This is a genomic window from Mangrovimonas sp. CR14 (assembly GCF_011764015.1).
GTDB lineage: Bacteria > Bacteroidota > Bacteroidia > Flavobacteriales > Flavobacteriaceae > Mangrovimonas > Mangrovimonas futianensis.
In genome coordinates this window covers 36,332-61,789 of sequence record NZ_JAAFZY010000001.1, presented here as the reverse complement: position 1 = coordinate 61,789, position 25,458 = coordinate 36,332, and the positions used below count along the sequence as shown (strand labels likewise).

Annotated in this window: 17 protein-coding genes and 1 tRNA gene; 15 read left to right on the top strand and 3 right to left on the bottom strand. The window is 37.1% G+C overall.

Annotation, left to right across the window (positions count from 1 at the left end; translation table 11 throughout):
* Positions 1-2: 2 nt before the first annotated feature.
* Entirely contained in the window at positions 3-3,317 is a 3,315-nt protein-coding gene (locus tag GZ212_RS00245) for a protein O-mannosyl-transferase family (RefSeq protein ID WP_166956125.1), read from the bottom strand.
* Positions 3,318-3,521: 204 nt separating this feature from the next.
* On the opposite strand from GZ212_RS00245, the gene GZ212_RS00240 reads away from it, so the two are divergent.
* A tRNA-Gln gene (locus GZ212_RS00240) sits at positions 3,522-3,594 on the top strand.
* Positions 3,595-3,640: 46 nt separating this feature from the next.
* On the opposite strand, the gene GZ212_RS00235 is transcribed toward GZ212_RS00240, so the two are convergent.
* Positions 3,641-4,468, bottom strand: coding sequence for a universal stress protein (locus GZ212_RS00235; RefSeq protein WP_166956122.1), 828 nt, complete (start codon positions 4,466-4,468; stop codon positions 3,641-3,643).
* Between the two features lie 163 nt (positions 4,469-4,631).
* Between GZ212_RS00235 and rimP the strand changes: the two genes are divergently transcribed.
* From rimP to infB, 3 genes are read left to right on the top strand one after another with little or no spacing between them, the layout of a single operon-like run.
* The gene (rimP, locus tag GZ212_RS00230; protein WP_053970486.1) at positions 4,632-5,096 is read left to right on the top strand and encodes a ribosome assembly cofactor RimP; all 465 of its coding nucleotides are present in this window, start codon (positions 4,632-4,634) and stop codon (positions 5,094-5,096) included.
* Between the two features lie 12 nt (positions 5,097-5,108).
* The gene (gene nusA, locus GZ212_RS00225) at positions 5,109-6,341 is read left to right on the top strand and encodes a transcription termination factor NusA (protein WP_053970485.1); all 1,233 of its coding nucleotides are present in this window, start codon (positions 5,109-5,111) and stop codon (positions 6,339-6,341) included.
* Positions 6,342-6,370: 29 nt separating this feature from the next.
* Positions 6,371-9,175, top strand: coding sequence for a translation initiation factor IF-2 (gene infB, locus GZ212_RS00220; RefSeq protein ID WP_166956120.1), 2,805 nt, complete (start codon positions 6,371-6,373; stop codon positions 9,173-9,175).
* 53 nt (positions 9,176-9,228) lie between these two features.
* Here infB and GZ212_RS00215 read toward each other — a convergent pair whose 3' ends face one another.
* Positions 9,229-9,624 carry an SPOR domain-containing protein gene (locus GZ212_RS00215; RefSeq protein ID WP_166956118.1) on the bottom strand — a complete coding sequence of 132 codons (396 nt, stop codon included), beginning with the start codon at positions 9,622-9,624 and terminating at the stop codon, positions 9,229-9,231.
* 214 nt (positions 9,625-9,838) lie between these two features.
* Between GZ212_RS00215 and GZ212_RS00210 the strand changes: the two genes are divergently transcribed.
* The 11 genes from GZ212_RS00210 to GZ212_RS00160 all read left to right on the top strand — a co-directional run bounded on the left by GZ212_RS00210 (position 9,839) and on the right by GZ212_RS00160 (position 25,415).
* The gene (locus GZ212_RS00210) at positions 9,839-11,128 is read left to right on the top strand and encodes a c-type cytochrome (protein ID WP_166957211.1); all 1,290 of its coding nucleotides are present in this window, start codon (positions 9,839-9,841) and stop codon (positions 11,126-11,128) included.
* Between the two features lie 31 nt (positions 11,129-11,159).
* Positions 11,160-14,423 carry a TAT-variant-translocated molybdopterin oxidoreductase gene (locus GZ212_RS00205; RefSeq protein WP_166956115.1) on the top strand — a complete coding sequence of 1,088 codons (3,264 nt, stop codon included), beginning with the start codon at positions 11,160-11,162 and terminating at the stop codon, positions 14,421-14,423.
* Positions 14,424-14,452: 29 nt separating this feature from the next.
* The gene (gene nrfD, locus GZ212_RS00200) at positions 14,453-16,183 is read left to right on the top strand and encodes an NrfD/PsrC family molybdoenzyme membrane anchor subunit (RefSeq protein ID WP_082316509.1); all 1,731 of its coding nucleotides are present in this window, start codon (positions 14,453-14,455) and stop codon (positions 16,181-16,183) included.
* 9 nt (positions 16,184-16,192) lie between these two features.
* Positions 16,193-16,726 carry a DUF3341 domain-containing protein gene (locus tag GZ212_RS00195; protein WP_053970482.1) on the top strand — a complete coding sequence of 178 codons (534 nt, stop codon included), beginning with the start codon at positions 16,193-16,195 and terminating at the stop codon, positions 16,724-16,726.
* A 6-nt stretch (positions 16,727-16,732) separates the two neighbouring features.
* A complete protein-coding gene (locus GZ212_RS00190) occupies positions 16,733-17,290 on the top strand; it encodes a cytochrome c (protein WP_166956100.1) in 558 nt (185 codons plus the stop codon).
* Between the two features lie 25 nt (positions 17,291-17,315).
* The gene (locus GZ212_RS00185) at positions 17,316-18,692 is read left to right on the top strand and encodes a hypothetical protein (RefSeq protein ID WP_053970480.1); all 1,377 of its coding nucleotides are present in this window, start codon (positions 17,316-17,318) and stop codon (positions 18,690-18,692) included.
* 25 nt (positions 18,693-18,717) lie between these two features.
* Complete coding sequence (locus GZ212_RS00180; RefSeq protein ID WP_166956097.1) at positions 18,718-19,785, top strand: cytochrome c oxidase subunit II; 1,068 nt, start codon at positions 18,718-18,720, stop codon at positions 19,783-19,785.
* Between the two features lie 32 nt (positions 19,786-19,817).
* Positions 19,818-21,608 carry a cbb3-type cytochrome c oxidase subunit I gene (locus GZ212_RS00175; protein WP_166956093.1) on the top strand — a complete coding sequence of 597 codons (1,791 nt, stop codon included), beginning with the start codon at positions 19,818-19,820 and terminating at the stop codon, positions 21,606-21,608.
* Between the two features lie 68 nt (positions 21,609-21,676).
* Positions 21,677-22,699 carry a Holliday junction branch migration DNA helicase RuvB gene (gene ruvB, locus GZ212_RS00170; RefSeq protein WP_166956090.1) on the top strand — a complete coding sequence of 341 codons (1,023 nt, stop codon included), beginning with the start codon at positions 21,677-21,679 and terminating at the stop codon, positions 22,697-22,699.
* A 148-nt stretch (positions 22,700-22,847) separates the two neighbouring features.
* Entirely contained in the window at positions 22,848-23,936 is a 1,089-nt protein-coding gene (locus GZ212_RS00165) for a nickel-binding protein (protein WP_166956087.1), read from the top strand.
* Positions 23,937-24,044: 108 nt separating this feature from the next.
* Positions 24,045-25,415 (top strand): FAD-binding oxidoreductase, encoded by a 1,371-nt coding sequence (locus GZ212_RS00160; RefSeq protein WP_166956084.1) that lies wholly within the window; start codon positions 24,045-24,047, stop codon positions 25,413-25,415.
* The last annotated feature ends 43 nt before the right edge of the window (positions 25,416-25,458 follow it).

Genomic DNA, 25,458 nt, shown 5'->3' with positions numbered 1-25,458 from the left:
TGCTAATTACCTAAATCAATAGCTGTTGTGTCTAGGGTTTGTTCAGGAACAATGTCCTTGTCCAAACTGCTTTCAGGCAATGGTTCGCTGTCGTAAAAATGACTGAATAAATTGAGATAATTGGAGAATACTTTGCTCTCCTTTTCATAGAATTCCTTGTCATAGTCGCGAAGCAAATCAATAATACCTTTGTATCTTTCAATATCGGTCACAATGTCTTCTATCAGGTCATATTGTTGATCGATATCCAATTGACTGAAATAGTTTAACTTTTCTTGGTATTTTGTTGCTACCTGTTTAAATAGGTCTCTCGCTTTTTCATTTGATCCAACTTCATAATATGCTCCTATATAAGGTTCAAGCAACGTATAATAACCAAAATAATCTACAGGCATATTTTCCATGGCGATATCGGCAATTTGCTCAGCCTTTTTGTTTTTGCCTTCTATTAGAAGCTCTTCCATTAATCTAGCCAAATTCCCTCTATAGGTTATGGAATTCTTTCTAGTTTCGGTGTCATGGTATAGATCTGGGTCGCCACTATTTCCCCAATCCCATTTAACTACCTTGTCATACATCAAATCGGAATCTATTCGTCCCATATCAAAAGGATTGGCTTGTGAAACAGGTGTTTTAATAGGAACCAATTTATAGCATAAACCATCTAATTGTAAATAATCCTTCATCCAAATATAGTCTTGATTACTAAAGGCTCCTCCAGTGAAATAGATGGGACGTTTCCAATCGTTGTGAGCCACAATGTCAAGCATAAGCAGACGGTTTTTGTACATGGCATTATCGTCTATTGTAATGTACAAGGTGTCTTCTATCTTGTCGGCATCTTTTTCCTTTACAATTCCATTTTTTAGAGCATTATCCTTGTTTACTGGAACACTAACATTTTCCACTGGGAAATAGTTAGAATTTGTTAATTGGGAGGGATAATAACTTGGGTCATCTCCTTGCTGCTGTAAGATATATTTAAATTTAGTTCTTGGGTTATCACTGGTTATGAAGTTCAAGAAATCTTTAATATCCATGGTGTCTTGAGAAACCAAACGTTTCATAATATAATCCCGAGTTCCATATTGGTATTGATGATGCTGAAGAGTGCCTGGGATAGGATCACTTTCGTAAGCTTTTCGTTTCATTTGGTCAATGTACCAGTCAGTTTGGAATAAGCTAGTGTTTACAACGCGAACATCAGTTCTATAGCCTTCTATTTCCTGAGCATACCATAGTGCGAAAGTGTCATTGTCACCAATGGAGAATAGGATGCCATTTTCCTCGCAAGAATCTAAATACATTTTTGCCATGGCCCTAGCTGTTTCTTTATGTGATCTGTCATGATCATCCCAATTGTTTGCAGCTAAAATTCCGGGAACAAGCACTAAGCATGCCACGGCAATAACAGGACCTAACCAGTTTTGTTTGAATTTGGTTCTTAAAGCGTCAAATATGGCATAAACACCAAATCCAATCCAAATGGCAAATACATAAAAAGACCCTACAACTGAGTAATCTCTTTCTCTTGGTTCAAAAGGTCTAACGTTGGTGTAAAATTGAATAGCCAAACCGGTGAATAAGAAGAATACCAACATGACCCAAAACAACTTTTTGTCTTTGTTGAACAAAAAGAAAAAGCCTATTAACCCCAATATCAAGGGTAAGAAATAATAGGTGTTTCTGGCTTTATTGTTTTCTACATCACTGGGTAGGTTGTCTTGAGAATAACCTAGATGCCATTCATCTATAAATGTAATACCGCTTAACCAGTTTCCATGGTTATCTAATTTTCCTTGTATATCATCTTGACGTCCTGTGAAATTCCACATAAAATAACGCCAGTACATATAACCCAATTGGTATTCCAACATATAGATGATATTGGATGCTAAATCGGGTTTTTCAACATCAATATATTGCCCAAATTGCTTAAGGAAGCTATGGTAATCTTCATAGTTGACCATGCCTTGAGCTACGTCATTTTTGAAGTTGGTAAGGGCAGAACGAAGCCTATTTTCCATTTGGTATTCCGGCTTTAATTTAAAATCCAGATACCCAGAATAAATCATGTAATTGGTGGCATTTTCTTGGCTCCACATTCTAGGAAGTATGGCAGCATGTTTGTGATTGAAATTTTGTTTGGCATTCTTCCAATCATTAATGATGACATATTTACCAGCCTTTTCATCTTTTTCGTAGTTGGGTTTATCATCAACATAAGGTTGGTTTTCATCTAATCCTGAATATTGGTCTGTAAAAAGGGGGCCGTAAAACAAATGGGTTTCAGGATATTGCTCTAAGTTGTAGTAGGCTAATAACTCTCTGGCATCAGAGGGATCATTTTCATTAATAACCACATTAGCATTAGCTCTTATGGGGAGCATCATCCATGATGAGAATCCTATAATCACAAAGGTAAGACCTAAGATAGCTGTGTTTAAATGGACATAATTTTTTTGTCTTGTATATTTTAGGCCCAAATAAACGGCTGCGATTATCAATAGTCCAGCAATGATAGTCCCCGAATTAAATGGCATACCTAAAGTGTTTACCGAGAATATTTCTAGGGCACTAAAGAACCTTAGAATATTTGGAGCTAATAATTTAAAAACAAATAGAAGGATGGCTATAGAGACTGCATTTGCAATGATGAAGTTTTTGATAGTGATGGTCTTGTAATTTTTAAAATAATAGATAAGACCTATTGCGGGAATCGTTAAAAGTCCCATAAAATGCACCCCAAATGATAATCCTATTATGAAAGCAATTAAAATAAGCCATTTGTTTCCTCTGGGTTTATTCATGTCTTTATCCCAACGTAAACCAAGATAGAATAGGACAGACATGATAAGAATGGCCATGGCATATACTTCTGTTTCCACAGCATTAAACCAAAACGAATCTGTAAAGGCGAAGGCTAAACTTCCAACTAAGGCACTTCCTAAAACAGTGTATTGTTTGCTTTTCGAGAATTTTCCATGACTCTTGACTATTTTCTGTAATAATAAAGAAATGGATTTGAACATAAAGAAAATAGTGAAGGCGCTGGCAAAGGCGCTCATCAAATTCATCACCAAACCTATTTTAGTGGGATCTCCAAAGGCAAATAAGGAGAAAAAAGCTCCAAGCATTTGAAAAAGAGGGGCCCCAGGGGGGTGGCCTACTTGTAATTTAGATGAGGTTAAAATATATTCTCCTGCATCCCAAAAGCTTACGGTAGGCTCTACAGTTGAACTATAAGTGATAAGGGCGATTGCAAAAGAAACCCAACTTAAAATGGTATTCCATTTTTTGAAGTTGAAGTGTGTCATAGATTCTTGGTTTGTAAAGATGTGGCGAATTTAACAATAAATATATATAAGCTGAAAGTATTATATTCCTATTAACAAAAGTTAGTATTGATGCCTAGTGTCAGTATTTCCCATAAAGGTAACGTGAAGGTGTCTAAATTATTTTTTAATTTTTTTTTGCTCAAAAGAAACTTTGTTTTAAATTTGCAACCTCTTTTGAGATTATGGCCTATGGTGTAACTGGCAACACGTCTGATTTTGGTTCAGAAGAGTCTAGGTTCGAGCCCTAGTAGGCCAACAAAAAAGCCTTCGGATTTTCCGAAGGCTTTTTTTGATTTAAGTCCTTATTTTATTTTGAACGTCATGACTGGTCTTTTAGCATGATTGACCAAATCTTCACTGATGCTACTATTAAAGAAATGGGCAATTCCTTGTCGCCCATGAGTGCTGATACCAATGAGGTCCGCTTTGATTTCTCTTGAAAAATTTAAGATTCCTTTTTCAATGGTTTCGTCATTGTATATGTTGATTGTGTAGTTTTCAAACGTGTCTTCACTGATAAAATCATGTATTCTATCATGAGCCTTTATGGTTGTTTGGAAATTGCTGGCTGTATTGACCAGTAACAAGTGAATTTTTGCATCAAACATTCTTGCTAACTTGGTTGCTTGTTTGTAAGTTTCTTTGTTATCATTTTTAAAATCTGATGCAAAAACAAAATCATTCACCTCAAAAGAGTCATGTTGGTTTTTAATAACCAAAACGGGTATTTCCGAAGTTCTTACTACTTTTTCGGCATTTGATCCAATAAACATTTCCTTGAATCCGCTAGAACCATGAGAGCCCATGACAATCAGGTCGGCTCCTTTTTCTTTGGCCACATTAGATACTTCTGCGAAATTTTGATTAAAATCTACAGTTTCATGCACTGTAATACCATCTAAGTATGGGCTTGACATTATGTCTTCAAATTTTTGATGTGCCAGCTTCATGAAAAACATGGCTTCAGGGAAATCGCTTTGAACATTTAGTGTATCTACCTGTTGCACAGGGATCTCCAATAAGTGAAGTAAATAGATTTCGGAATCATATTTTTTTGCTAATTGAGCGGCTACTTTTAAGGCATGTTCCGCTTCATTGGAGAAGTCGGTTGGTACTAAGATTTTTTTCATAATTAGTTCGTGAGTGTGTTAGTAGAAAGTGTACTATAAAGGTAAAAAATTAAAATGATATTTTACGGATTATGTAATTCAATTTAAATGTTGTATATTTGCACCGTTGTAAGAAAAAGAAATCAATGAGGGGACGGGAAGTCCCCTCTTTTTATACTTAAAAATGCTTAAGCCGACAGTAGAAAAATTATTAGAAAATTTCTTCGATCAAAACCCTCAATTATTTTTGATTGACATGTCTATCTCAGAAGATAACAAAATAATGGTGGTGATTGATGGTGACCAAGGTGTTACCGTGGAAGATTGTGTTAATGCCAGTAGGGCAGTTGAACATAATTTGGACCGTGAGGAAGAGGATTTTTCATTAGAGGTGTCTTCGGCTGGAGCTACTGCTCCGTTGGTTAACCCTAGACAATATGCAAAAAACATTGGTAGGGAGTTAGCGATTAAGACGAATGAAGGTGGGCAATTTGAGGGTAAATTAGCTGAGGCTAATGATGAGAACATAACTATTCAGTGGAAGGTTAGGGAGCCTAAACCGGTAGGAAAGGGAAAGGTAACTGTTAAAAAGGAAGCTGTAATAGGATTACAAGATATAAAGGAAGCAAAAGTTATGATAAAATTTTAATTCAAAAGGAGAATGGAAAATCTTGCATTAATAGAATCTTTTTCAGAGTTTAAGGACGATAAGCTAATAGATCGTGTGACCTTGATGGCTATTTTAGAGGATGTTTTTAGAAATGCTTTGAAAAAGAAATTTGGAGATGATGATAATTTTGATATCATTATTAATCCAGATAAGGGAGATTTGGAAATTTGGAGAAACCGAATTGTAGTTGCTGATGGAGATGTTGAAGATCCAAATCAAGAAATTTCATTGTCTGAGGCAAGAAAAATTGAGCCCGATTTTGAAGTTGGCGAAGATGTGTCAGAAGAGGTGAAACTAATAGATCTTGGAAGAAGAGCAATTTTGGCGTTAAGACAGAATTTGATTTCCAAGATTCACGAGCATGATAACACCAATATCTATAAACAATTTAAAGATTTAATTGGTGAAATTTATACGGCTGAAGTGCACCATATTCGTCATAGAGCCGTAATTTTGTTGGATGATGAAGGAAATGAGATTATATTGCCAAAGGAAAAGCAGATTCCTTCTGACTTTTTTAGAAAAGGAGACAATGTAAGAGGTGTTATTGAAAATGTTGAATTGAAAGGAAGCAAACCTTCAATCATCATGTCGAGAACATCACCTTTGTTCTTAGAAAAATTGTTTGAACAAGAAATTCCAGAGGTGTTTGATGGTTTGATTACCATCAAGAACGTGGTTCGTATCCCAGGAGAAAAAGCAAAAGTGGCAGTAGATTCTTATGATGATAGAATCGACCCTGTTGGAGCATGTGTGGGAATGAAAGGTTCAAGAATTCACGGTATTGTGCGTGAATTAGGAAATGAGAATATTGATGTTATCAACTACACAAATAATGTTCAATTGTATATTACAAGAGCATTAAGTCCTGCTAGAGTTACTTCTATTAAAGTTGATGAGGAAAATAAACGCGCTGAAGCAGTACTAAAACCTGAAGAGGTAAGTAAGGCGATAGGTAGAGGAGGACATAACATTAGATTGGCCGGTCAATTGACAGGTTATGAAATTGATGTGTTTAGAGAAGGAGCTGAGGAAGATGTTGAATTAGCTGAATTCTCTGACGAAATAGATAGCTGGATTATAGAAGAATTTAGCAAGGTTGGTTTAGATACCGCCAAAAGTATTTTAGAACTGGATATCTCAGATTTAGTTAAGAGAACAGATTTAGAAGAAGAAACAATTAAAGAGGTCATCGCAATCTTAAGAGAAGAATTCGAGGACTAAAAAACAAACAATAGGTTTAAAGGCAATTTATGGCTGGAACGATCAGATTAAACAAAGTATTAAGGGAGTTGAATATCTCTATTGACAGAGCTGTGGAATACTTGGATTCCAAAGGCATCAATATTGATAAAAGTCCTAATACTAAAATCACTGAAGACATTTACGAAGTTTTGTCAGACGAGTTTCAAACGGATGCAGACAAAAAAGTTGCGTCCCAAGAAGTAAGTGAGGCAAAACAAAAGGAAAAGGAAGAGCTTAGGCTGCAGCGAGAGCGTGAACTTCAGAAGCAAGAGGAAGAAAGAGCTAAAAGAGAGGCGGAAGAGCAGGAGAAAATCGTGAAGGCGAAATCTACCCTTACTGGTCCGAAAACGGTTGGTAAAATTGATCTTGAACCTAAGAAAAAGGAAGAAAAGGCTCCTGAGAAAGAAGAGGTCAAGGAAGAAGAAACTCCGGTTGTTGAACCAGTAAAAGAGGAAGAAAAACCTCAAGAAGCTCCGGTTGCCAAGGAAGAAATTAAGCCAGAGCCTGCCCCAGTTAAAAAGGAGGAGCCTGTAAAAGAAGCCGCTCCTAAACAAGAGGTTAAAAAACCAGAGGAGGCTCCCGTTAAAAAGGTGGAAGTCGAGCTAGATGAAAATGGCGATCCGAAACCTGAAAAATTAAAGACCCAATACAAAAAACTTTCTGGACCTAATATCACTGGTGAGAAAATTGACTTGTCTCAATTTAACAAACCAAAGAAAAAGAAAGAGGTCAAAAAGGATGATGACAAAAAGGCTGGTGATAATTCAGCTAGAAAGAAAAGAAGGAGAATCAGTAAAGGTGGTGTTGGTGTAGACAATAGACAAGGCGGAGATAGAAATAACGACAGATTTAAAGGGAAACCTAAACCAGGAGGTAAAGGGAAACGCCCAATCTTGAAAGAAGAGCCGAGTGAAGAAGAAGTATCAAAGCAAATTAGAGAAACTTTAGAGAAACTTCAAGGTAAATCCTCTAAAGGTAAAGGAGCCAAGTATCGTAGAGAAAAAAGAGAGCAACATAGAGAGCAGACTGAAAAAGAATTACGTGCAGAAGCAGCAGAAAGCAAAAAGCTTAAGGTAACAGAGTTTGTTACAGCAAGTGAAGTAGCAACTATGATGGATGTTCCTGTAACTAAAATTATTTCAGCATGTATGTCTTTAGGTATGATGGTTACCATGAACCAAAGACTGGATGCAGAAACTCTTTCAATTGTTGCCGAAGAATTCGGTTACGAAGTAGAATTTGTAACAGCCGATATTGAGGAATCTTTTGAAGAAGTACAAGACAAACCAGAAGATTTAAAACACAGAGCTCCTATTGTTACGGTGATGGGGCACGTAGATCACGGTAAAACATCTTTACTGGATTATGTTCGTGAAGAAAATGTGATTGCTGGAGAATCTGGAGGAATTACTCAGCACATTGGTGCTTATGGGGTGAGCTTAGAAGATGGTCAAAAAATCACTTTCTTAGATACACCGGGTCACGAGGCCTTTACAGCGATGCGTGCTCGTGGTGCTCAAGTTACCGATATTGCTATTATTGTGGTTGCAGCTGATGATGACATCATGCCGCAAACTAAAGAGGCTATTGCCCATGCTCAGGCAGCGGGAGTGCCTATTATTTTTGCAATCAACAAAATTGATAAACCAACAGCAAATCCGGACAAGATTAAAGAAGGGTTGGCTAATATGAACCTATTGGTTGAAGATTGGGGTGGAAAAATTCAATCCCAAGATATTTCAGCTAAAACAGGGGAAGGTGTTGCTGAACTATTAGAAAAAGTATTGTTAGAAGCCGAACTATTGGAACTTCAAGCAAATCCTGATAAAAATGCTACTGGAACTATTGTAGAAGCATTCCTGGACAAAGGAAGGGGTTATGTAGCTACTATTCTAGTGCTTTCAGGAACTTTGAGAATAGGCGATTATGTTCTTGCTGGTAAACACAGTGGTAAGGTAAAAGCAATGCATGATGAAAGAGGTAATGATGTGTTTGAAGCAGGACCTGCGACTCCAGTATCTATTCTTGGGTTGGATGGTGCTCCTCAGGCAGGAGATAAATTCAATGTATTTGATGATGAAAGAGAAGCCAAATCTATTGCTGCAAAACGTACCCAATTACAACGTGAGCAATCTGTAAGAACACAACGTCATATAACTCTTGACGAAATTGGAAGACGTATTGCTTTAGGTGACTTTAAAGAACTTAATATTATCCTTAAAGGGGATGTGGATGGTTCCGTAGAAGCCTTAACAGATTCATTCCAAAAACTTTCAACTGAAGAAATTCAAGTAAATATTATCCATAAAGGTGTTGGTGCCATTACCGAAAGTGATGTGCTTTTAGCTTCGGCTTCAGATGCGATTATCATCGGGTTTAATGTAAGACCTATGGGTAACGCCAGACAGATAGCCGATAAGGAAGAAATCGACATCAGGACATATTCTATCATCTATGACGCCATCAATGATTTGAAGGATGCCATGGAAGGTATGTTATCTCCAGAGCTGAAAGAAGAAGTTACGGGTACTGCTGAAATAAGAGAAACCTTTAAGATTTCTAAAGTTGGAACCATTGCCGGATGTATGGTAACTAGCGGTAAAATATATAGAAATTCAGGAGTTAGACTTATTAGAGATGGTGTGGTAATTTACACTGGAGAATTGACTTCATTGAAACGATTTAAGGATGACGTTAAGGAAGTGTCCAAAGGATACGATTGTGGTATGCAGGTGAAAAATTATAACGACATTCAGGAAGGTGATATTATCGAAGCATTCCAAGAAGTGGAAGTAAAAAAGAAACTTAAATAAAGTTCCATAAAATTAAAAAGGGCGGTTGAAAAACCGCCCTTTTTTTTGACTTATTAGGATCTCCTTTTGGGTTTAAATATAAATGCTGCAGGAAATTCTTTTTTTATTGTAGCTAGAGCTTTATCTGCTTCCAAGCGACTTCTAAAGTTTCCAACACGCACCTTATAATTAGGTGTTTCAAAATCCATTTTGCAAGACCAACTTTCGTATTTTTTCTTGAATTCAGTAACTGATTTTTCAGCACCACTTAAATTTCCAGAAAAAATTTGAATTTTATATCGATCTGAATACTCATTAGAGGCATTTACCTCTTTTTTTATGGCTAATAGCTGATCTATTTTTTTATCCTGATTGATTTCGACCTGTCCCGATTGCGAAAATCCAGTACCCATACAAATAACAGTAATCAAGATACTTAGATTCAATTTGATTTGATTTGGTTTCAACATAAGCGAATTTATTTAATACAAATGTATGTCTTAATAGGCAATATTGAATAAATTTTATTATTTAGAATTTCTCTAAATTAGTGTTTAACACTTCTGTAACATTTTTAGAATGGACTTTAAATGTTACTTTTGTCCGAGATTTTATAACTGTATTTTTTTATTACCATTAATGAAAAAATCGTACCAGAGTTTAGAAGTTAATTCAACCAATAATATGAAACAGGTGACTCACCGTAGATTAAGCAGGAGGTTTCTTCATGCCAGCTTGATATTTTTATTGACGATTTCAACATCCCTTTTGGCGCAAGAAGGCGATCCAGCAAAAGGGAAGCAACTATTTAATGCCAATTGTGCCGCTTGTCATAAGCTTGACAAGAAAATGACTGGTCCTGCCTTACGTAAGGTGGAGCAGCGTTTGGCTGATGAGCAAGGTTTGGACAGAACCTGGCTTTACGATTGGATTCATAATAGTCCAGGAGTAATTAGTTCTGGAGATGCTTATGGAAAGAAAATTTATGATGAGTATGCTGGGGCGGCTATGACACCGTTCCCGCAATTATCAGAAAAAGATATTGATGATATTTTGGCTTATACAGCTGAGGATGCAGTTACTCCACCACCAACTCCAAATCCTGGTCCAGGAGGTAAGGCTGTTGCTGATTCTGGAACTTCAAACCAATTAATACTTGGTGCTTTAGCCATCTTATTTGCTTTGTTGGCTTTTGCTTTAATCCTTGTTAGAAAAACCCTCAACAGGTTTGCTATTGAAAAAGGAGTGGCTTTGCCGGAGCATCAAAAAGGACTTCCGCTTTGGAAGGCGTTTGCTCAAAACCAATTTTTGGTTTTGGTAACGGCTATTTTCTTTTTATTAGCTGGAGCCTATTTTGTTTACGGTTATTTAATGCAGGTTGGTGTTGATCAAGGTTATCAACCAGTGCAACCTATTCATTTCTCGCATAAAATCCACGCTGGTGACAATGGTGTAGATTGTAAATATTGTCACTCATCTGCGCGTGTTAGTAAGACTTCAGGTATTCCATCATTGAACGTTTGTATGAACTGTCACAAATCTATTTATGAATACAATGGGGAAACTTCTCCAGAGTACTCTAAAGATTTCTATGATGGAGAAATCAAAAAATTATATGCTGCTGTTGGTTGGAATGATGCCGATCAAAAGTATACTGGGGAAACTCAGCCGGTCAAGTGGGTAAGAATTCACAATCTTCCAGATTTTGCTTACTTCAACCACTCACAACACGTTACCGTTGCTGGATTGGAGTGTCAAACTTGTCACGGTCCAGTTGAAACCATGGAAATCATGTATCAGTACTCGCCTTTGACAATGGGGTGGTGTATTAACTGTCACAGAGAAACTAATGTGAAAGTTAAAGACAATGGATATTATGAAAAAATCCATGAGCAGTTATCTAAGAAATATGGAGTAGAGGAGCTTACAGCTGCCCAAATGGGTGGATTAGAATGCGGTAAGTGTCACTATTAATTTTAACTAAGAAGTAATTCAATTTTATCATATGTCATCAAACAAGAAATACTGGAAAAGTGTTGAGGAGCTAAATGAAAATAGCTCTATTGTTGAGACGCTAAAACAGAACGAATTTGTTCAGGAGATTCCTACGGATGAGTTTTTAGGAAATAAAGAATCCTTGGAAAGCTCTAAAACAACACGTCGTGATTTCTTAAAATACGTTGGTTTTAGTACGGCTGCAGCTTCTTTGGCTGCCTGTGAAGGGCCAGTTATTAAATCAATTCCTTACGTAGTTCAACCAGAGGAGATTATTCCTGGAAAAGCGAATTACTATGCAACCACTATTGCAGATGGATTTGATTTTGCTAGCGTTTTAGTGAAAACCCGTGAAGGACGTCCAATAAAAATCCTTAATAATAGCTTAGCAACTACTAATGGTGGTGCCAATGCAAGAGTGAATGCATCTGTATTAGGATTGTATGATAGTCTACGTGTCAAAGGCCCTATGAAAGAAGGGAAGGCCATCACTTGGGATGCATTTGATAGTGAAGTAAACCAAAAATTAACTGAAATCAGCAATTCAGGAAAGCAAATAGCATTGTTCACGCAAACATTCGCTAGTCCGTCTACTGAAAAATTGATTGCTGAATTCAAATCAAAATATAATAATGTCAAGCATGTGTCTTACGATTCTGTTAATGAATCAGCGGCACTGGATGCCTTTGAAGCTCAATATGGTGAAAGAGGTTTGGCAGATTATGATTTTTCTAAAGCTAGTACCATTGTATCCTTTGGAGCAGATTTCTTAGGAGACTGGCAAGGTGGTGGTTTTGATTCAGGTTATGCTAAAGGACGTGTTCCAGAACATGGAAAAATGTCTCAGCATTTCCAATTTGAAGCAAACATGTCTTTGACCGGTGCTAACGCTGATAAGCGTGTGCCTTTGACGCCTTCTCAGCAAAAGGTCGCTTTGGCTAAATTATATTCACAAGTTGTTGGAGGCTCTGTTTCTGGTGAATTGCCTAAAGGAGCAGACGAAGCTGTATCTAAAGCAGCAGCAGCACTTAAAAAAGCTGGCAGCAAAGGAGTCGTGGTTACTGGGATTCAAGATAAAAATGCGCAAACAGTTGTTTTTGCCATCAATGAATCTTTAGGAAGTAAGGCATTTGACCCAGCTACTCCAATAAAAACAAAACAAGGAAGAACTGAAGAAGTAGCTCAATTGATCTCAGATATGAAATCTGGAAAGGTTGGAGCTATCATCATGAGTGGTGTTAACCCAATGTATACCTTACCTAATGCTTCAGAATTTGCTGAAGGTTTAGGTAACGTAGGATTATCTGTTTCCTTCTCAATGAAAGAAGATGAAACTTCTTCTAAAGTACAATATATTGCAGCGGCACCTCATTATTTAGAAGCATGGGGAGATGTGGAGTTTAAAAAAGGACATTTTGCCTTAACACAACCAACCATTCGTCCGTTGTTTGACACTAGACAGTTTCAGGAAGCTTTATTAAAGTGGAATGGAAATGCAACAAAATTACATACCTATATTAAGGAGACTTGGGGAGGCGGACTATTAGGTGGTGCTTCATTTAACCAAGCGCTTCATGATGGTGTTTTTGTTGCTGGTGGATTGGTATCTGGTCCTGCTGGAAAAGGTTCATACCATACTGAAGAAACTACAACTACCTCACTTAAGGATAAGAAGGAAAGAACTAAAGTAGGAGAAATTATCCATGATGCGGCAGTAGGGGTTGGTTTGGCTAAGGAAGATCAAGACGAATACGTTACTTCTACATCAACAAAAACTGTTAGTGATGGTGAAGCTAGTGCTTCGACTACTACTGCAATTTCTGCAGGAGCTGCAGCTAAGGCATTGGCAAATGCTTCAAGTCAAGGACTTGAATTAACCTTATATACCAAAACAGGTATGGGTGATGGGCAACAAGCTAATAACCCTTGGTTACAAGAATTCCCTGATCCAATTTCACGTGTGTCTTGGGATAACTATTTGACAGTTTCTAGAACTGATGCTGAGAAGTTAGGTTTGATGAATAAACACGTTTCTAACGGTGCGCTTAACGGAAGTTATGCCGATGTTACTGTAAACGGTGTGACTGTTAAAAATGTACCTGTTTTAATTCAACCAGGTCAAGCAAATGGTTCTGTAGGATTGTCTTTTGGTTACGGTAGAACTGCCGGATTAAAGGATGAAATGAAAACAGGAGTTAATGCTTACCCATTATACCAAAACTTTGACTCAGTTCAATCTGTAACTGTTTCTGCTGCGGCTGGTGAACATGAATTTGCTTGTGTTCAGTTGCACAACACCTTAATGGGTCGTGGTGACATCGTGAAAGAAACAACTTTAGAAATCTTCAATACCAAGGATAAACATCATTGGAATGAAGTGCCTCAAGTATCTTTAAACCACGTTGAAACCCCTGTAACCGATCCCAAAGTTGATTTATGGGATGAGTTTGATCGCTCAATCGGTCACCACTTCAACTTATCAATTGACTTGAATGCCTGTACAGGTTGTGGAGCTTGTGTGATTGCATGTCATGCAGAAAACAACGTGCCAGTAGTAGGTAAATCAGAAGTACGTCGTAGCCGTGATATGCACTGGTTACGTGTAGATAGATATTACTCTTCAGAAGAATCATTTGCTGGAGATAATGATAAGAAAGATAACATTTCAGGATTAGGAAGTTCATTAAGTGAGTTTGGTGAGATGGAACATGCATCTGACAATCCACAAGTAGCTTTCCAACCAGTAATGTGTCAGCACTGTAATCACGCACCATGCGAAACTGTTTGTCCAGTAGCGGCAACTTCTCACGGACGTCAAGGTCAAAACCACATGGCTTATAATCGTTGTGTAGGTACAAGATATTGTGCTAACAACTGTCCTTATAAAGTGCGTCGTTTCAACTGGTTCTTATATAGCAATAATGACGAGTTTGATTACCACATGAATGATGATTTAGGTCGTATGGTTCTTAACCCAGATGTGGTTGTACGTTCTCGTGGTGTGATGGAAAAATGTTCTATGTGTATCCAAATGACTCAAAAGACAATTTTGGATGCAAAACGTGATGGACGTCCGGTAAAAGACGGTGAATTCCAAACAGCTTGTTCTGCAGCTTGTAGTAGTGGAGCAATGGTATTTGGAGATATCAACGATAAGGAAAGTAAGGTGGCACACCTGAAAGAAGATAATCGTATGTATCATTTACTTGAGCATGTTGGTACTAAACCAAATGTGATTTATCAAGTGAAAGTGAGAAATACAACTGAAGCATAAATTAACGAAGAAACAATTATAAATTAATTATGGCGTCTCATTACGAAGCACCTATTAGAAGACCTTTAGTTACGGGCGAAAAATCATACCACGATGTTACTGTGGATGTGGCAAGACCTATTGAAGGTAAAGCAAACAAGCAGTGGTGGATTGTATTTAGTATTTCACTAGTAGCTTTTCTTTGGGGATTAGGATGTATCATTTACACCATATCTACCGGTATTGGAACTTGGGGTTTAAATAAAACCGTTGGTTGGGCCTGGGATATCACCAACTTCGTTTGGTGGGTAGGTATTGGTCACGCAGGTACCTTGATTTCTGCAGTACTTTTATTATTCCGTCAAAAGTGGAGAATGGCAATTAACCGTTCTGCAGAAGCAATGACCATCTTCTCTGTAGTACAAGCAGGTTTGTTCCCTGTAATCCACATGGGTCGTCCTTGGTTAGGATATTGGGTATTACCAATTCCGAATCAGTTTGGTTCTTTATGGGTGAACTTTAACTCCCCATTACTTTGGGACGTATTTGCGATTTCTACATACTTATCGGTATCATTGGTATTCTGGTGGACTGGTTTGCTTCCTGATTTCGCCATGATTCGTGATAGAGCTGTTAGACCGTTCCAAAAGAAAATTTACTCTTTAGTAAGTTTCGGTTGGTCTGGTAGAGCAAAAGATTGGCAACGTTTTGAAGAAGTATCTTTGGTATTAGCCGGTTTGGCAACACCACTTGTACTTTCTGTACACACCATTGTATCCTTTGACTTTGCTACTTCGGTAATTCCGGGATGGCATACAACTATCTTCCCACCATATTTCGTAGCGGGAGCGATTTTCTCAGGATTCGCGATGGTAAACACCCTTCTTATTATTATGAGAAAGGTTTGTAACCTAGAAGACTATATTACTGTGCAACACATCGAATTGATGAATATCGTAATCATGATTACGGGATCTATCGTAGGTGTGGCATATATTACTGAGTTATTCATTGCTTGGTATTCTGGAGTGGAGTATGAGCAATATGCTTTCTTGAATAGAGCAACAGGACCTTACTGGTGGGCTTACTGGTCTATGATGACTTGTAACGTGTTCTCACCTCAGTTTATGTGGTTCAAGAAATTAAGAACAAGTATTATGTTCTCTTTCTTTATCTCTATTGTTGTAAACATAGGGATGTGGTTTGAGCGTTTTGTAATTATTGTGACTTCGTTGCACAGAGATTACTTACCATCTTCTTGGACGATGTTCTCTCCAACCTTTGTTGATATTGGAATTTTCATTGGTACAATTGGTTTCTTCTTCGTGTTATTCCTATTGTATTCAAGAACCTTCCCTGTTATCGCTCAGGCAGAAGTAAAAACGATTTTGAAATCTTCAGGACAACGATATAAGAGAATTAGAGAAGCTGGTGAAAGTTTAGTGGGAACTGGTGCAGATGAAAGAACTTCTGTTTATAAGTTACCACAAGAGACGGCAGAATCTCATCTTACAGTGGCACATGCTGAAAAGGTAGATAGTCTATTGGCAAGTGTTGGTAAATTTGACCCAACTACGGAAGCTGCAGATGATTTGAAGAGAATTAATGGAGTTGGTCCAAAAATGGAAGAAGCTCTAAATAGTATTGGAATCTACACTTTTTTACAAGTAAGTAGAATGACAAAAAGAGAATATGATTTAATTGATGAGATCACTGGCTTATTCCCTGGAAGAGCAGAAAGAGATGATTGGTCTGGTCAAGCAAAACAACTAATAAACTAATCTTAGGCAATGGAAGCATCAAAAGTTATACACGCTATATATAACGACGACGATATCTTGATGTCTGCTGTTAAAAAAGTTAAGGCAGAGAAGTATCACATCGAAGAGATTTATACGCCATTCCCAGTACACGGGTTAGATAAAGCCATGGGATTAGCACCTACAAGAATTGCAATTGCATCATTCTTATACGGATGTGTTGGTTTAACAGTGGCCATTACCATGATGAATTTTATTATGATTCAAGATTGGCCTCAAAATATTGGTGGTAAACCAAGTTTTAGCTTTATTGAAAACATGCCTGCATTTGTACCTATTATGTTTGAGCTTACTGTATTTTTTGCAGCTCACTTAATGGTAATCACTTTCTATTTAAGAAGTAAAATGTGGCCATTTAAAAACGCTGAGAATCCAGATCCTAGAACTACAGATGATCATTTCCTAATGGAAGTGGCTTTATCTGGAAACGAGAAATCATTAACAGATCTTTTGAGTGAAACTGGAGCAGTTGAAATCAAAGTAATTGAAAAAGAAGCGCACTAATATATTATGAAGAGCTTATTTAAAATAACGGTTATAGCAACAGTTTTATTAACGGTTGTAGCATGTAAGAAAGATTCTAGACCTAATTTCCAGTTTATGCCTAATATGTATGAGCCGGTAGGTTATGAGCCTTATATGGAATCTGAGGCTTTTTCTAATGGTGTAGAAGCGCAATTACCTGCAGAAGGTAGTGTGGCTAGAGGACATATACCTTTTGATATAGAAGGTTCTACTGAAGGGTATGACTTAGCGAAAGCTACTTTGAAAAGCCCATTGGATTCTACCATGGTTGATCTTAATAGAGGTAAGGAGCTTTATAATGTTTACTGTGGTATTTGTCATGGAACAAAAGGTGACGGACAAGGTAATTTGGTAAAGCGTGAAAAAATACTTGGGATACCAAGTTATGATGACGCGGGTAGAGCTATCAATGAGGGTAGTGTTTATCACACCATTTATTACGGTAAAAATGCCATGGGTTCTTATGCTAATCAGTTGAACGAAGAAGAACGTTGGCAAGTAGTAGCTTATGTATTAGACCTAAAAGCTAACTTAGAAAAATAAGAAAGAATAAGATTATTTTATAGATATGTACACAATCTCAAGTAAAATAAAGATATTTTCTATAGCCTTAATTATTTTAGGCCTAATAGGTGTAGGAATTGGTTTTATGACTTCCCACAAATCTTTTGAAGAAGTAGAAACCATGCTTGCAGAAGAAGCAGCACATCATGGAGGTGGTCATGGTGAAGAAGCTACGGAGGAAGTTACCTCGCTTAATGGTCATCATGAAGCAGTCAAAACTGACTTAGATACACATGAAGAAATGGCTAGTGAGCAAAAAGTAGACGAACATAAAGCACATGTTGAACACGTGCAACATCAAATATCAAACAGACCTTGGTCTGCACTGTATGTAGGAGCCTTCTTTTTCTTTATGATAGGTTTAGGGGTTTTAGCTTTTTACGCGATTCAGTTTGCGGCACAAGCAGGTTGGTCTCCGGTATTGTTTAGAGTGATGGAAGGAATTACTTCATATGTACTTCCTGGAGGGATCATTGTATTATTGATTGCAATTGCATCGGGAACTATAGGGCATTATAACATATTTGTTTGGATGGATCCAGATGTAGTGGCACATGATAAATTAATCCAAGGGAAATCAGGTTGGTTAAACCTTCCTATGTTTGCTGTAAGAGGATTTATTTTCTTGGCTGGTTGGTCACTTTACCGTCACTTTGCAAGAAAATTTACCATTGCACAAGACAACGCAACGGATGATAGTTATTTCAAAAAGACTTTTAGAATCTCAGCTGGATTTTTAGTGTTCTTTATTTACACAGAATCTATGATGTCATGGGATTGGATTATGAGTGTTGATCCGCACTGGTTTAGTACATTGTTTGGATGGTACGTTTTCGCTAGTATGTTTGTAAGTGGAATTACAGTAATTGCCTTAATTACGATGTATTTGAAATCAAGAGGATATTTAGAGCAAGTAAATGATAGCCATTTACATGACTTGGCTAAATTTATGTTTGGTATCTCCATTTTTTGGACCTACCTATGGTTCTCTCAATTTATGTTGATTTGGTATTCAAACATACCAGAAGAGGTTACCTATTTTGTAACTAGAATTGAAGATTATAAATTACCATTCTTTGGAATGTTGGTTATGAACTTTATATTCCCATTATTGGTATTAATGAACAGCGATTACAAACGTATTCCTTGGTTTGTAGTAATGGCTGGTCTTATTATCCTAGCGGGTCACTATATTGATGTATTTAACATGATTATGCCTGCAACGGTTGGAGATAGATGGTTTATCGGCATCCCAGAAATTGGAGCAGTTATGTTATTTGGTGGTTTATTCTTGTTTATTGTGTTTACCGCACTTACCAAGGCGCCACTAGTAGTTAAAAGAAATCCATTCATTAAGGAAAGTGAACATTTCCATTATTAAAATTAATTAAAGAAGAGAAAAGACAATGACAGCTTTTTTTACGATCATAATTCTGGTTTTTATAGGAGTTGCGATTTGGCAAATGGTAAAAATCTTTGATTTAGCTCAAGTAGGAGCTTCCAATAGCCAAGTAGCAACAGATAAGGATAATAAATTGAATGGATATTTGATGCTAGCCTTTTTGGCCTTCATCTACTTAATCACTATTGTAAGTGTGGTGAAGTGGGGAGATTTACCTTTGCTATCAAATTCTGCTTCAGAACACGGACCTCAAATTGATAACTTAATGGTTATATCATTGGTCATCATTTTTGCAGTTCAAATTTTAACCCAATTTTTACTTCACTGGTTTGCATTCAAATACAAGGGTGAAAAGGGAAGAAAAGCTTTGTTCTATGCTGATAACAATACATTGGAAGCTATTTGGACCATTATTCCTGTAATCACATTGGCTGGTCTAATCATTTACGGTTTGTTTACTTGGAATAGTATCATGAATGTAAGTGAAGATGAAGATCCATTGGTTATTGAGTTATATGCTCAACAATTTAACTGGACTGCTAGATATGGTGGTGAAGACAATACCTTAGGTAAAGCTAACGTAAGATTAATTGATATAGACAAGGCCAACATACTTGGTGTGGACGAAGCTGACCCGAATGCACAAGATGATATTATTGTCAAAGAACTGCATTTACCAAAAGGGCGTAAAGTTCTTTTCAAAATGAGATCACAAGATGTTTTACACTCAGCTTATATGCCTCACTTTAGAGCTCAAATGAACTGTGTACCTGGTATGATTACTCAGTTTGCTTTTACACCTACTGTGACTACTGCAGAAATGAGACAAAATCAAGATATCATTGAAAAAGTAGAACATATCAATGAAATTAGAGTTGAGAACAGCAAAGAATTGGTTGCTAATGGCGAAGAAGCTTTAGAAAGATATGAATTTGATTATCTTTTATTATGTAACAAAATTTGCGGGAAGTCTCATTACAACATGCAAATGAAAATTGTAGTTGAAACTGAGGAGGAATTCCAAGCTTGGTTAAAAGAACAAAAAGAGTTTAAAGATTCTTTAAATAAGTAATAAGGTTTTAAAAAGTATATAGAAAGTAGATTATGTCAACACACGCAGATACTCACGCTCACGACGATCATGGACATCATCATAAAGAGACATTTGTAACCAAATACATCTTTAGTCAAGACCACAAGATGATTGCTAAGCAGTATCTTATTACAGGTACTATCATGGGAGTTGTCGGGATTATTATGTCCTTGTTATTTCGTATGCAAATTGCCTGGCCAGAAGAACCAAATGTGATTTTTGAGGCTCTTTTGGGCAAATGGGCTCCAGAAGGAGTTATGGATGCTGATATCTATTTGGCATTGGTTACCATTCACGGTACCATCATGGTATTCTTCGTTCTAACTGCTGGTTTGAGTGGTACGTTTAGTAACCTTTTAATTCCATTGCAAATTGGTGCTCGTGATATGGCATCAGGTTTCTTAAACATGGTTTCATATTGGTTGTTTTTCTTATCAAGTGTCATCATGGTTATTTCTTTGTTTGTTCAAACAGGACCTGCTGCTGCTGGTTGGACCATTTATCCACCATTAAGTGCATTACCTTTAGCGCAACCAGGTTCTGGTGCGGGAATGACGTTGTGGTTGGTATCTATGGCCATCTTTATTGCATCTTCTTTGTTAGGATCATTGAACTATATCGTAACGGTGATTAACTTAAGAACTAAAGGGATGTCAATGACTAGATTACCATTGACAATCTGGGCATTCTTTGTAACGGCTATTATTGGGGTAGTTTCTTTCCCAGTTTTATTGTCAGCTGCGTTATTATTAATCATGGATAGAAGTTTTGGTACTTCATTCTTCTTATCAGATATCTTTATACAAGGAGAGGTGTTACATTATCAAGGTGGTTCTCCAGTTTTATTTGAACATTTATTCTGGTTCTTAGGGCACCCTGAGGTTTATATTGTATTACTTCCAGCTTTAGGTATTACATCTGAAATTATAGCCACAAACTCTAGAAAACCAATCTTTGGTTATAGAGCGATGGTAGCGTCTATTTTAGCTATTGCATTTTTATCAACTATTGTATGGGGTCACCATATGTTCGTTTCGGGTATGAATCCATTCTTAGGATCTGTATTTACCTTTACGACTTTATTGATTGCTATTCCATCTGCAGTAAAAGCATTTAACTATATTACGACCCTGTGGAAAGGTAACCTTCAGTTGAATCCAGCTATGTTATTTTCAATTGGTTTGGTTTCAACCTTTATCACTGGTGGTTTAACAGGTATCATTTTAGGAGATAGTGCCTTAGATATCAATGTACACGATACGTATTTTGTTGTGGCTCACTTCCACTTAGTAATGGGTATTTCTGCACTTTATGGAATGTTTGCTGGTATTTACCACTGGTATCCTAAAATGTTTGGTAGAATGCTTAATAAAAACTTAGGTTATGTTCACTTCTGGGTGACAGCTATCTGTGCTTATGGGGTATTCTTCCCGATGCATTTTATTGGAATGGCTGGTTTACCAAGACGTTATTATACAAACTCTAACTTCCCATTGTTTGATGATTTAGCAAATGTGAATGTAGTTATTACTGTATTTGCTTTAGTTGGAGCAGCATTCCAATTGGTTTTCCTTTATAATTTCTTTGCAAGTATTTTCTTTGGAAAGAAAGCAGAACAAAACCCATGGAAATCGAATACTTTGGAATGGACTACTCCAGTAGAACATATCCACGGAAACTGGCCAGGAGCCATTCCTCACGTTCACCGTTGGGCTTATGACTATAGCAAGCCTGGACACGAGGCAGACTTTGTGCCACAAAACATTCCTCTTATGGATGGGGAAGAAGAATTACAACACTAAAATTCTTTACAATATAAACTCAAAAAGCCTTTCAGACTCTGAAAGGCTTTTTGTTATCTTTGTGATGTATGAACGAAAATCTAAACCCATCAAATGATCACTTTTCTCCAGAGGAACTGGATGTTGAAAAGAAGTTAAGACCCTTGTCTTTTGATGATTTTACTGGGCAGGATCAAGTTCTGGAGAATCTTCATGTGTTTGTCAAGGCGGCCAACCTAAGAAATGAAGCCTTAGATCATACGCTTTTTCATGGCCCTCCAGGCCTCGGAAAAACAACTTTAGCTCATATATTAGCCAACGAACTAAATGTGGGTATCAAAGTGACGTCAGGTCCTGTTTTGGACAAGCCAGGTGACCTTGCTGGTCTATTAACCAATTTGGATGAAAGAGATGTATTGTTCATTGATGAAATACATCGGTTAAGCCCCATTGTTGAGGAATATCTTTATTCCGCCATGGAAGATTATAAAATAGATATTATGATTGAATCGGGTCCGAATGCTAGGACGGTTCAAATCAATTTAAATCCCTTTACCCTAGTTGGTGCTACTACAAGATCTGGATTACTCACCTCACCCATGCGAGCTAGATTTGGGATTAGTAGTAGATTGGAGTATTATAAAACGGAATTACTTACAGATATTATTCAAAGAAGTGCCGCCATTTTAAAGGTGCCTATTTCCATGGAAGCCGCTATTGAAATTGCTGGAAGAAGTAGGGGGACACCTAGGATTGCAAATGCACTTTTACGAAGGGTTAGAGATTTTGCCCAGATAAAAGGTAATGGTTCTATAGACATAAAAATTGCCAAGTTTTCTTTGGAAGCACTTAATGTAGATGCTCATGGTCTGGATGAGATGGACAATAAAATTTTGACCACCATTATTGACAAGTTCAAAGGTGGGCCAGTAGGTATCACCACCTTGGCAACCGCGGTATCTGAAAGTGGCGAAACGATAGAGGAAGTCTACGAACCGTTTCTTATTCAACAAGGTTTTATTATTAGAACTCCAAGAGGTCGTGAAGTAACAGAAAAGGCCTACCATCATTTAGGAAGAACCAAAGGAGGCTTTCAAGGAGGCCTTTTTTAAGCACTCAAGAGCTAGTTTCTTTATTCTGTTTACAAAGTCCTCCAAGGAATATCTTCGTATTGGAAATCGCTTCTATTGGATTTAAATTCGTATCTTTAAATCTATTCCTTGATTTACCATCCCTTTGAACCTCCAAACAATTTGTACTATGCCATTATACATGGATTATCACCAGTTTCCTAGTATAACCATTGAAGAGGTTAAACAGGCTCATATGGCCGATAAGAAAACACAGGATAAATATGGCGTTATTTACCACCAGTTTTGGGTCAATGAAAAGGAAGGGACCATTTTTTGTTTGATTGAAGGACCTAATCCCGAAGCATGTGTTCAAGTTCATAGGGAGGCACATGGAGACGTAGCTTGCAATATTATTGAGGTAGAACCAGGAATATTGGATTTAATCTTAGGTAATTCTAATAACATTAACCATGGTTTAGTGTATCAGAATTCTGGGGAAGTAGATACAGGGTTTAGATATATCATGATTGTGGACGCCGTTGTTAAAACCAATCAAAAGCATATTCAAGATATTTCTTTATTTGAATTCACAAATTTCCCAAAGCGTAAGGCTTTAAGTATTGTTGAAAATTTTGGAGGACGTGAAATCAAAAATGATTTTGATGATGTTTTAATTTTTGTTTTTTCTGATGATTTAATGGCGTTGCATTGCGCCATCAATATCCAAAATACAATTTGTAATCAAGAGCAAGACTATTCTGATTTTGAGGTTCGAATTGGGATAAATGAAGGTCAGCCAGTAACGCATAAGGAAGGTTTCTTTGAAGAAGCCATAGATTATGCGAAACATTTAAGTTTATTGGCAGGCCCAAATGGAATAGTTCTTTCCAAATCTTTTCAGAAATTAATAAATGGTAATTCAGAATTTAAAGAAAATTCTAATGTAAAGGTGATCAATCAACGCCAGGAACTTTTTGTGCAACAGTTTTTAAAATATGCTGAAGAGAATATCGCCAAACAAGACCTAAACATTCAAAATATAAGTCAAACCATAGGGGTGTCTAAACCCCAACTCTATAGAAAAATTACAGGTTTAACAGGTAGATCTCCCAATACTTTTATTAGAGATATCAAAATGAAGAAAGCCATGGGGCTTTTGAAAAACAATGATTTAAATGTTTCTCAAGTAGCATTGGAAGTGGGCTACAGCAACCCATCCTATTTTACAAAGTGCTTCCAAGAGAAATATGGTATCTCCCCTTCCAAAGTGATTTAACTTGATTTTGAATCATTTGTGTTACTATTTGAATTATTAGAGGTGGACTTTTTCTAAGGTTGTAACTAATTTTATTGGTATCGTTTTTAACTTAAAATCAACTTTAAAATGGGACAAGCTATTAATCAATTAGAAGAAAAAATTCAAGGTTCTGTAATTACAAAATCAAGTAAAGAATACCCTGAAGCATGTAAGATCTATAATGCAATGATAGATAAGCATCCAGAGTTTATAGTGCAATGTGAAAGAATAGATGATGTGGTGGATTCTGTCAATTTTGCTAGAAAGAATAATTTAGAAGTGTCCATTAGAAGTGGAGGACACAATGGTGCTGGACTAGCTTTGGTAGAGAATGGATTGGTTATTGATCTATCCAAAATGAAACAATTACAAGTTGACCCTAACACCAAAACAGCATTGGTAGAACCGGGTAATACCCTTGCCGATGTAGATGCCGCTACTCATATTCATGGATTGGCTTTGCCAAGTGGTATTATTGGAACCACCGGAATAGGGGGTATTACTCTTGGAGGCGGTTTGGGCTATTTGAGTAGAAAAGGAGGTCTTACCATTGATAACCTATTGGAGTGCCAAGTGGTTTTGGCCAATGGAGAGTTAGTAACCGCAAATAAGGATTCCCACCCAGATTTATTTTGGGCATTAAGAGGTGGCGGTGGCAATTTTGGAGTGGTTGTTAGTTTTAAATTTAATTTGATCGAAATAAAGAATGTGTATGCAGGTCCTATGTTTTGGCCTATAGAAATGGCCGAGGAAGCTATTAAATTCTATGACGCTCATACAAAAAACGCTTCCAATGATTTATATGGCTTTTTTGCCTTCTTGACAGTACCACCTGCACCGCCATTTCCAGAACATCTTTGGAATCAAAATGTATGCGGTGTTGTTTGGAATTATACCGGTCCTGAAGAAAATAGGGAAGAAGTTTTTAAGCCAATTAGAGCATTTGGACCTCCTATTTTGGATTTTGTTGGTGAAATTCCCATGACGGCTTTAAATACCATGTTTGATGGTTTATATCCTCCGGGCTTGCAGTGGTACTGGAGAGCTCATTACATCAAGGAACTCACTCCTGAAGCCATTAAGGTTAATATCGAATATGGATCAAATATTCCTACTATGCATTCCACTACCCATCTTTATCCTATTGATGGTGCCTGTCATGAGGTTGGAAATGATGAAACTGCATGGGCTAACCGTGAAGCCAGATGGGCCCAAGTGATTGTAGGTGTTGACCCTGACCCTAATAAGGCAGATGAAGTAACTCATTGGTGTAAAAGTTACTTTGATGCCTTGAAACCTTACGCTATGGGAGGGGCTTATGTTAATTTTATGATGAATGAGGGTCAAGATAGGATTAAAGCTTCCTATAAAAATAACTATGATAAATTAGTTAAGGTTAAAACCAAATATGATCCAAACAACTTTTTTCATATCAATCAGAATATTCAACCAAAATAAGTGATTGTTTAAGTAATAACTTACTTCTACGGTTTTACGCATC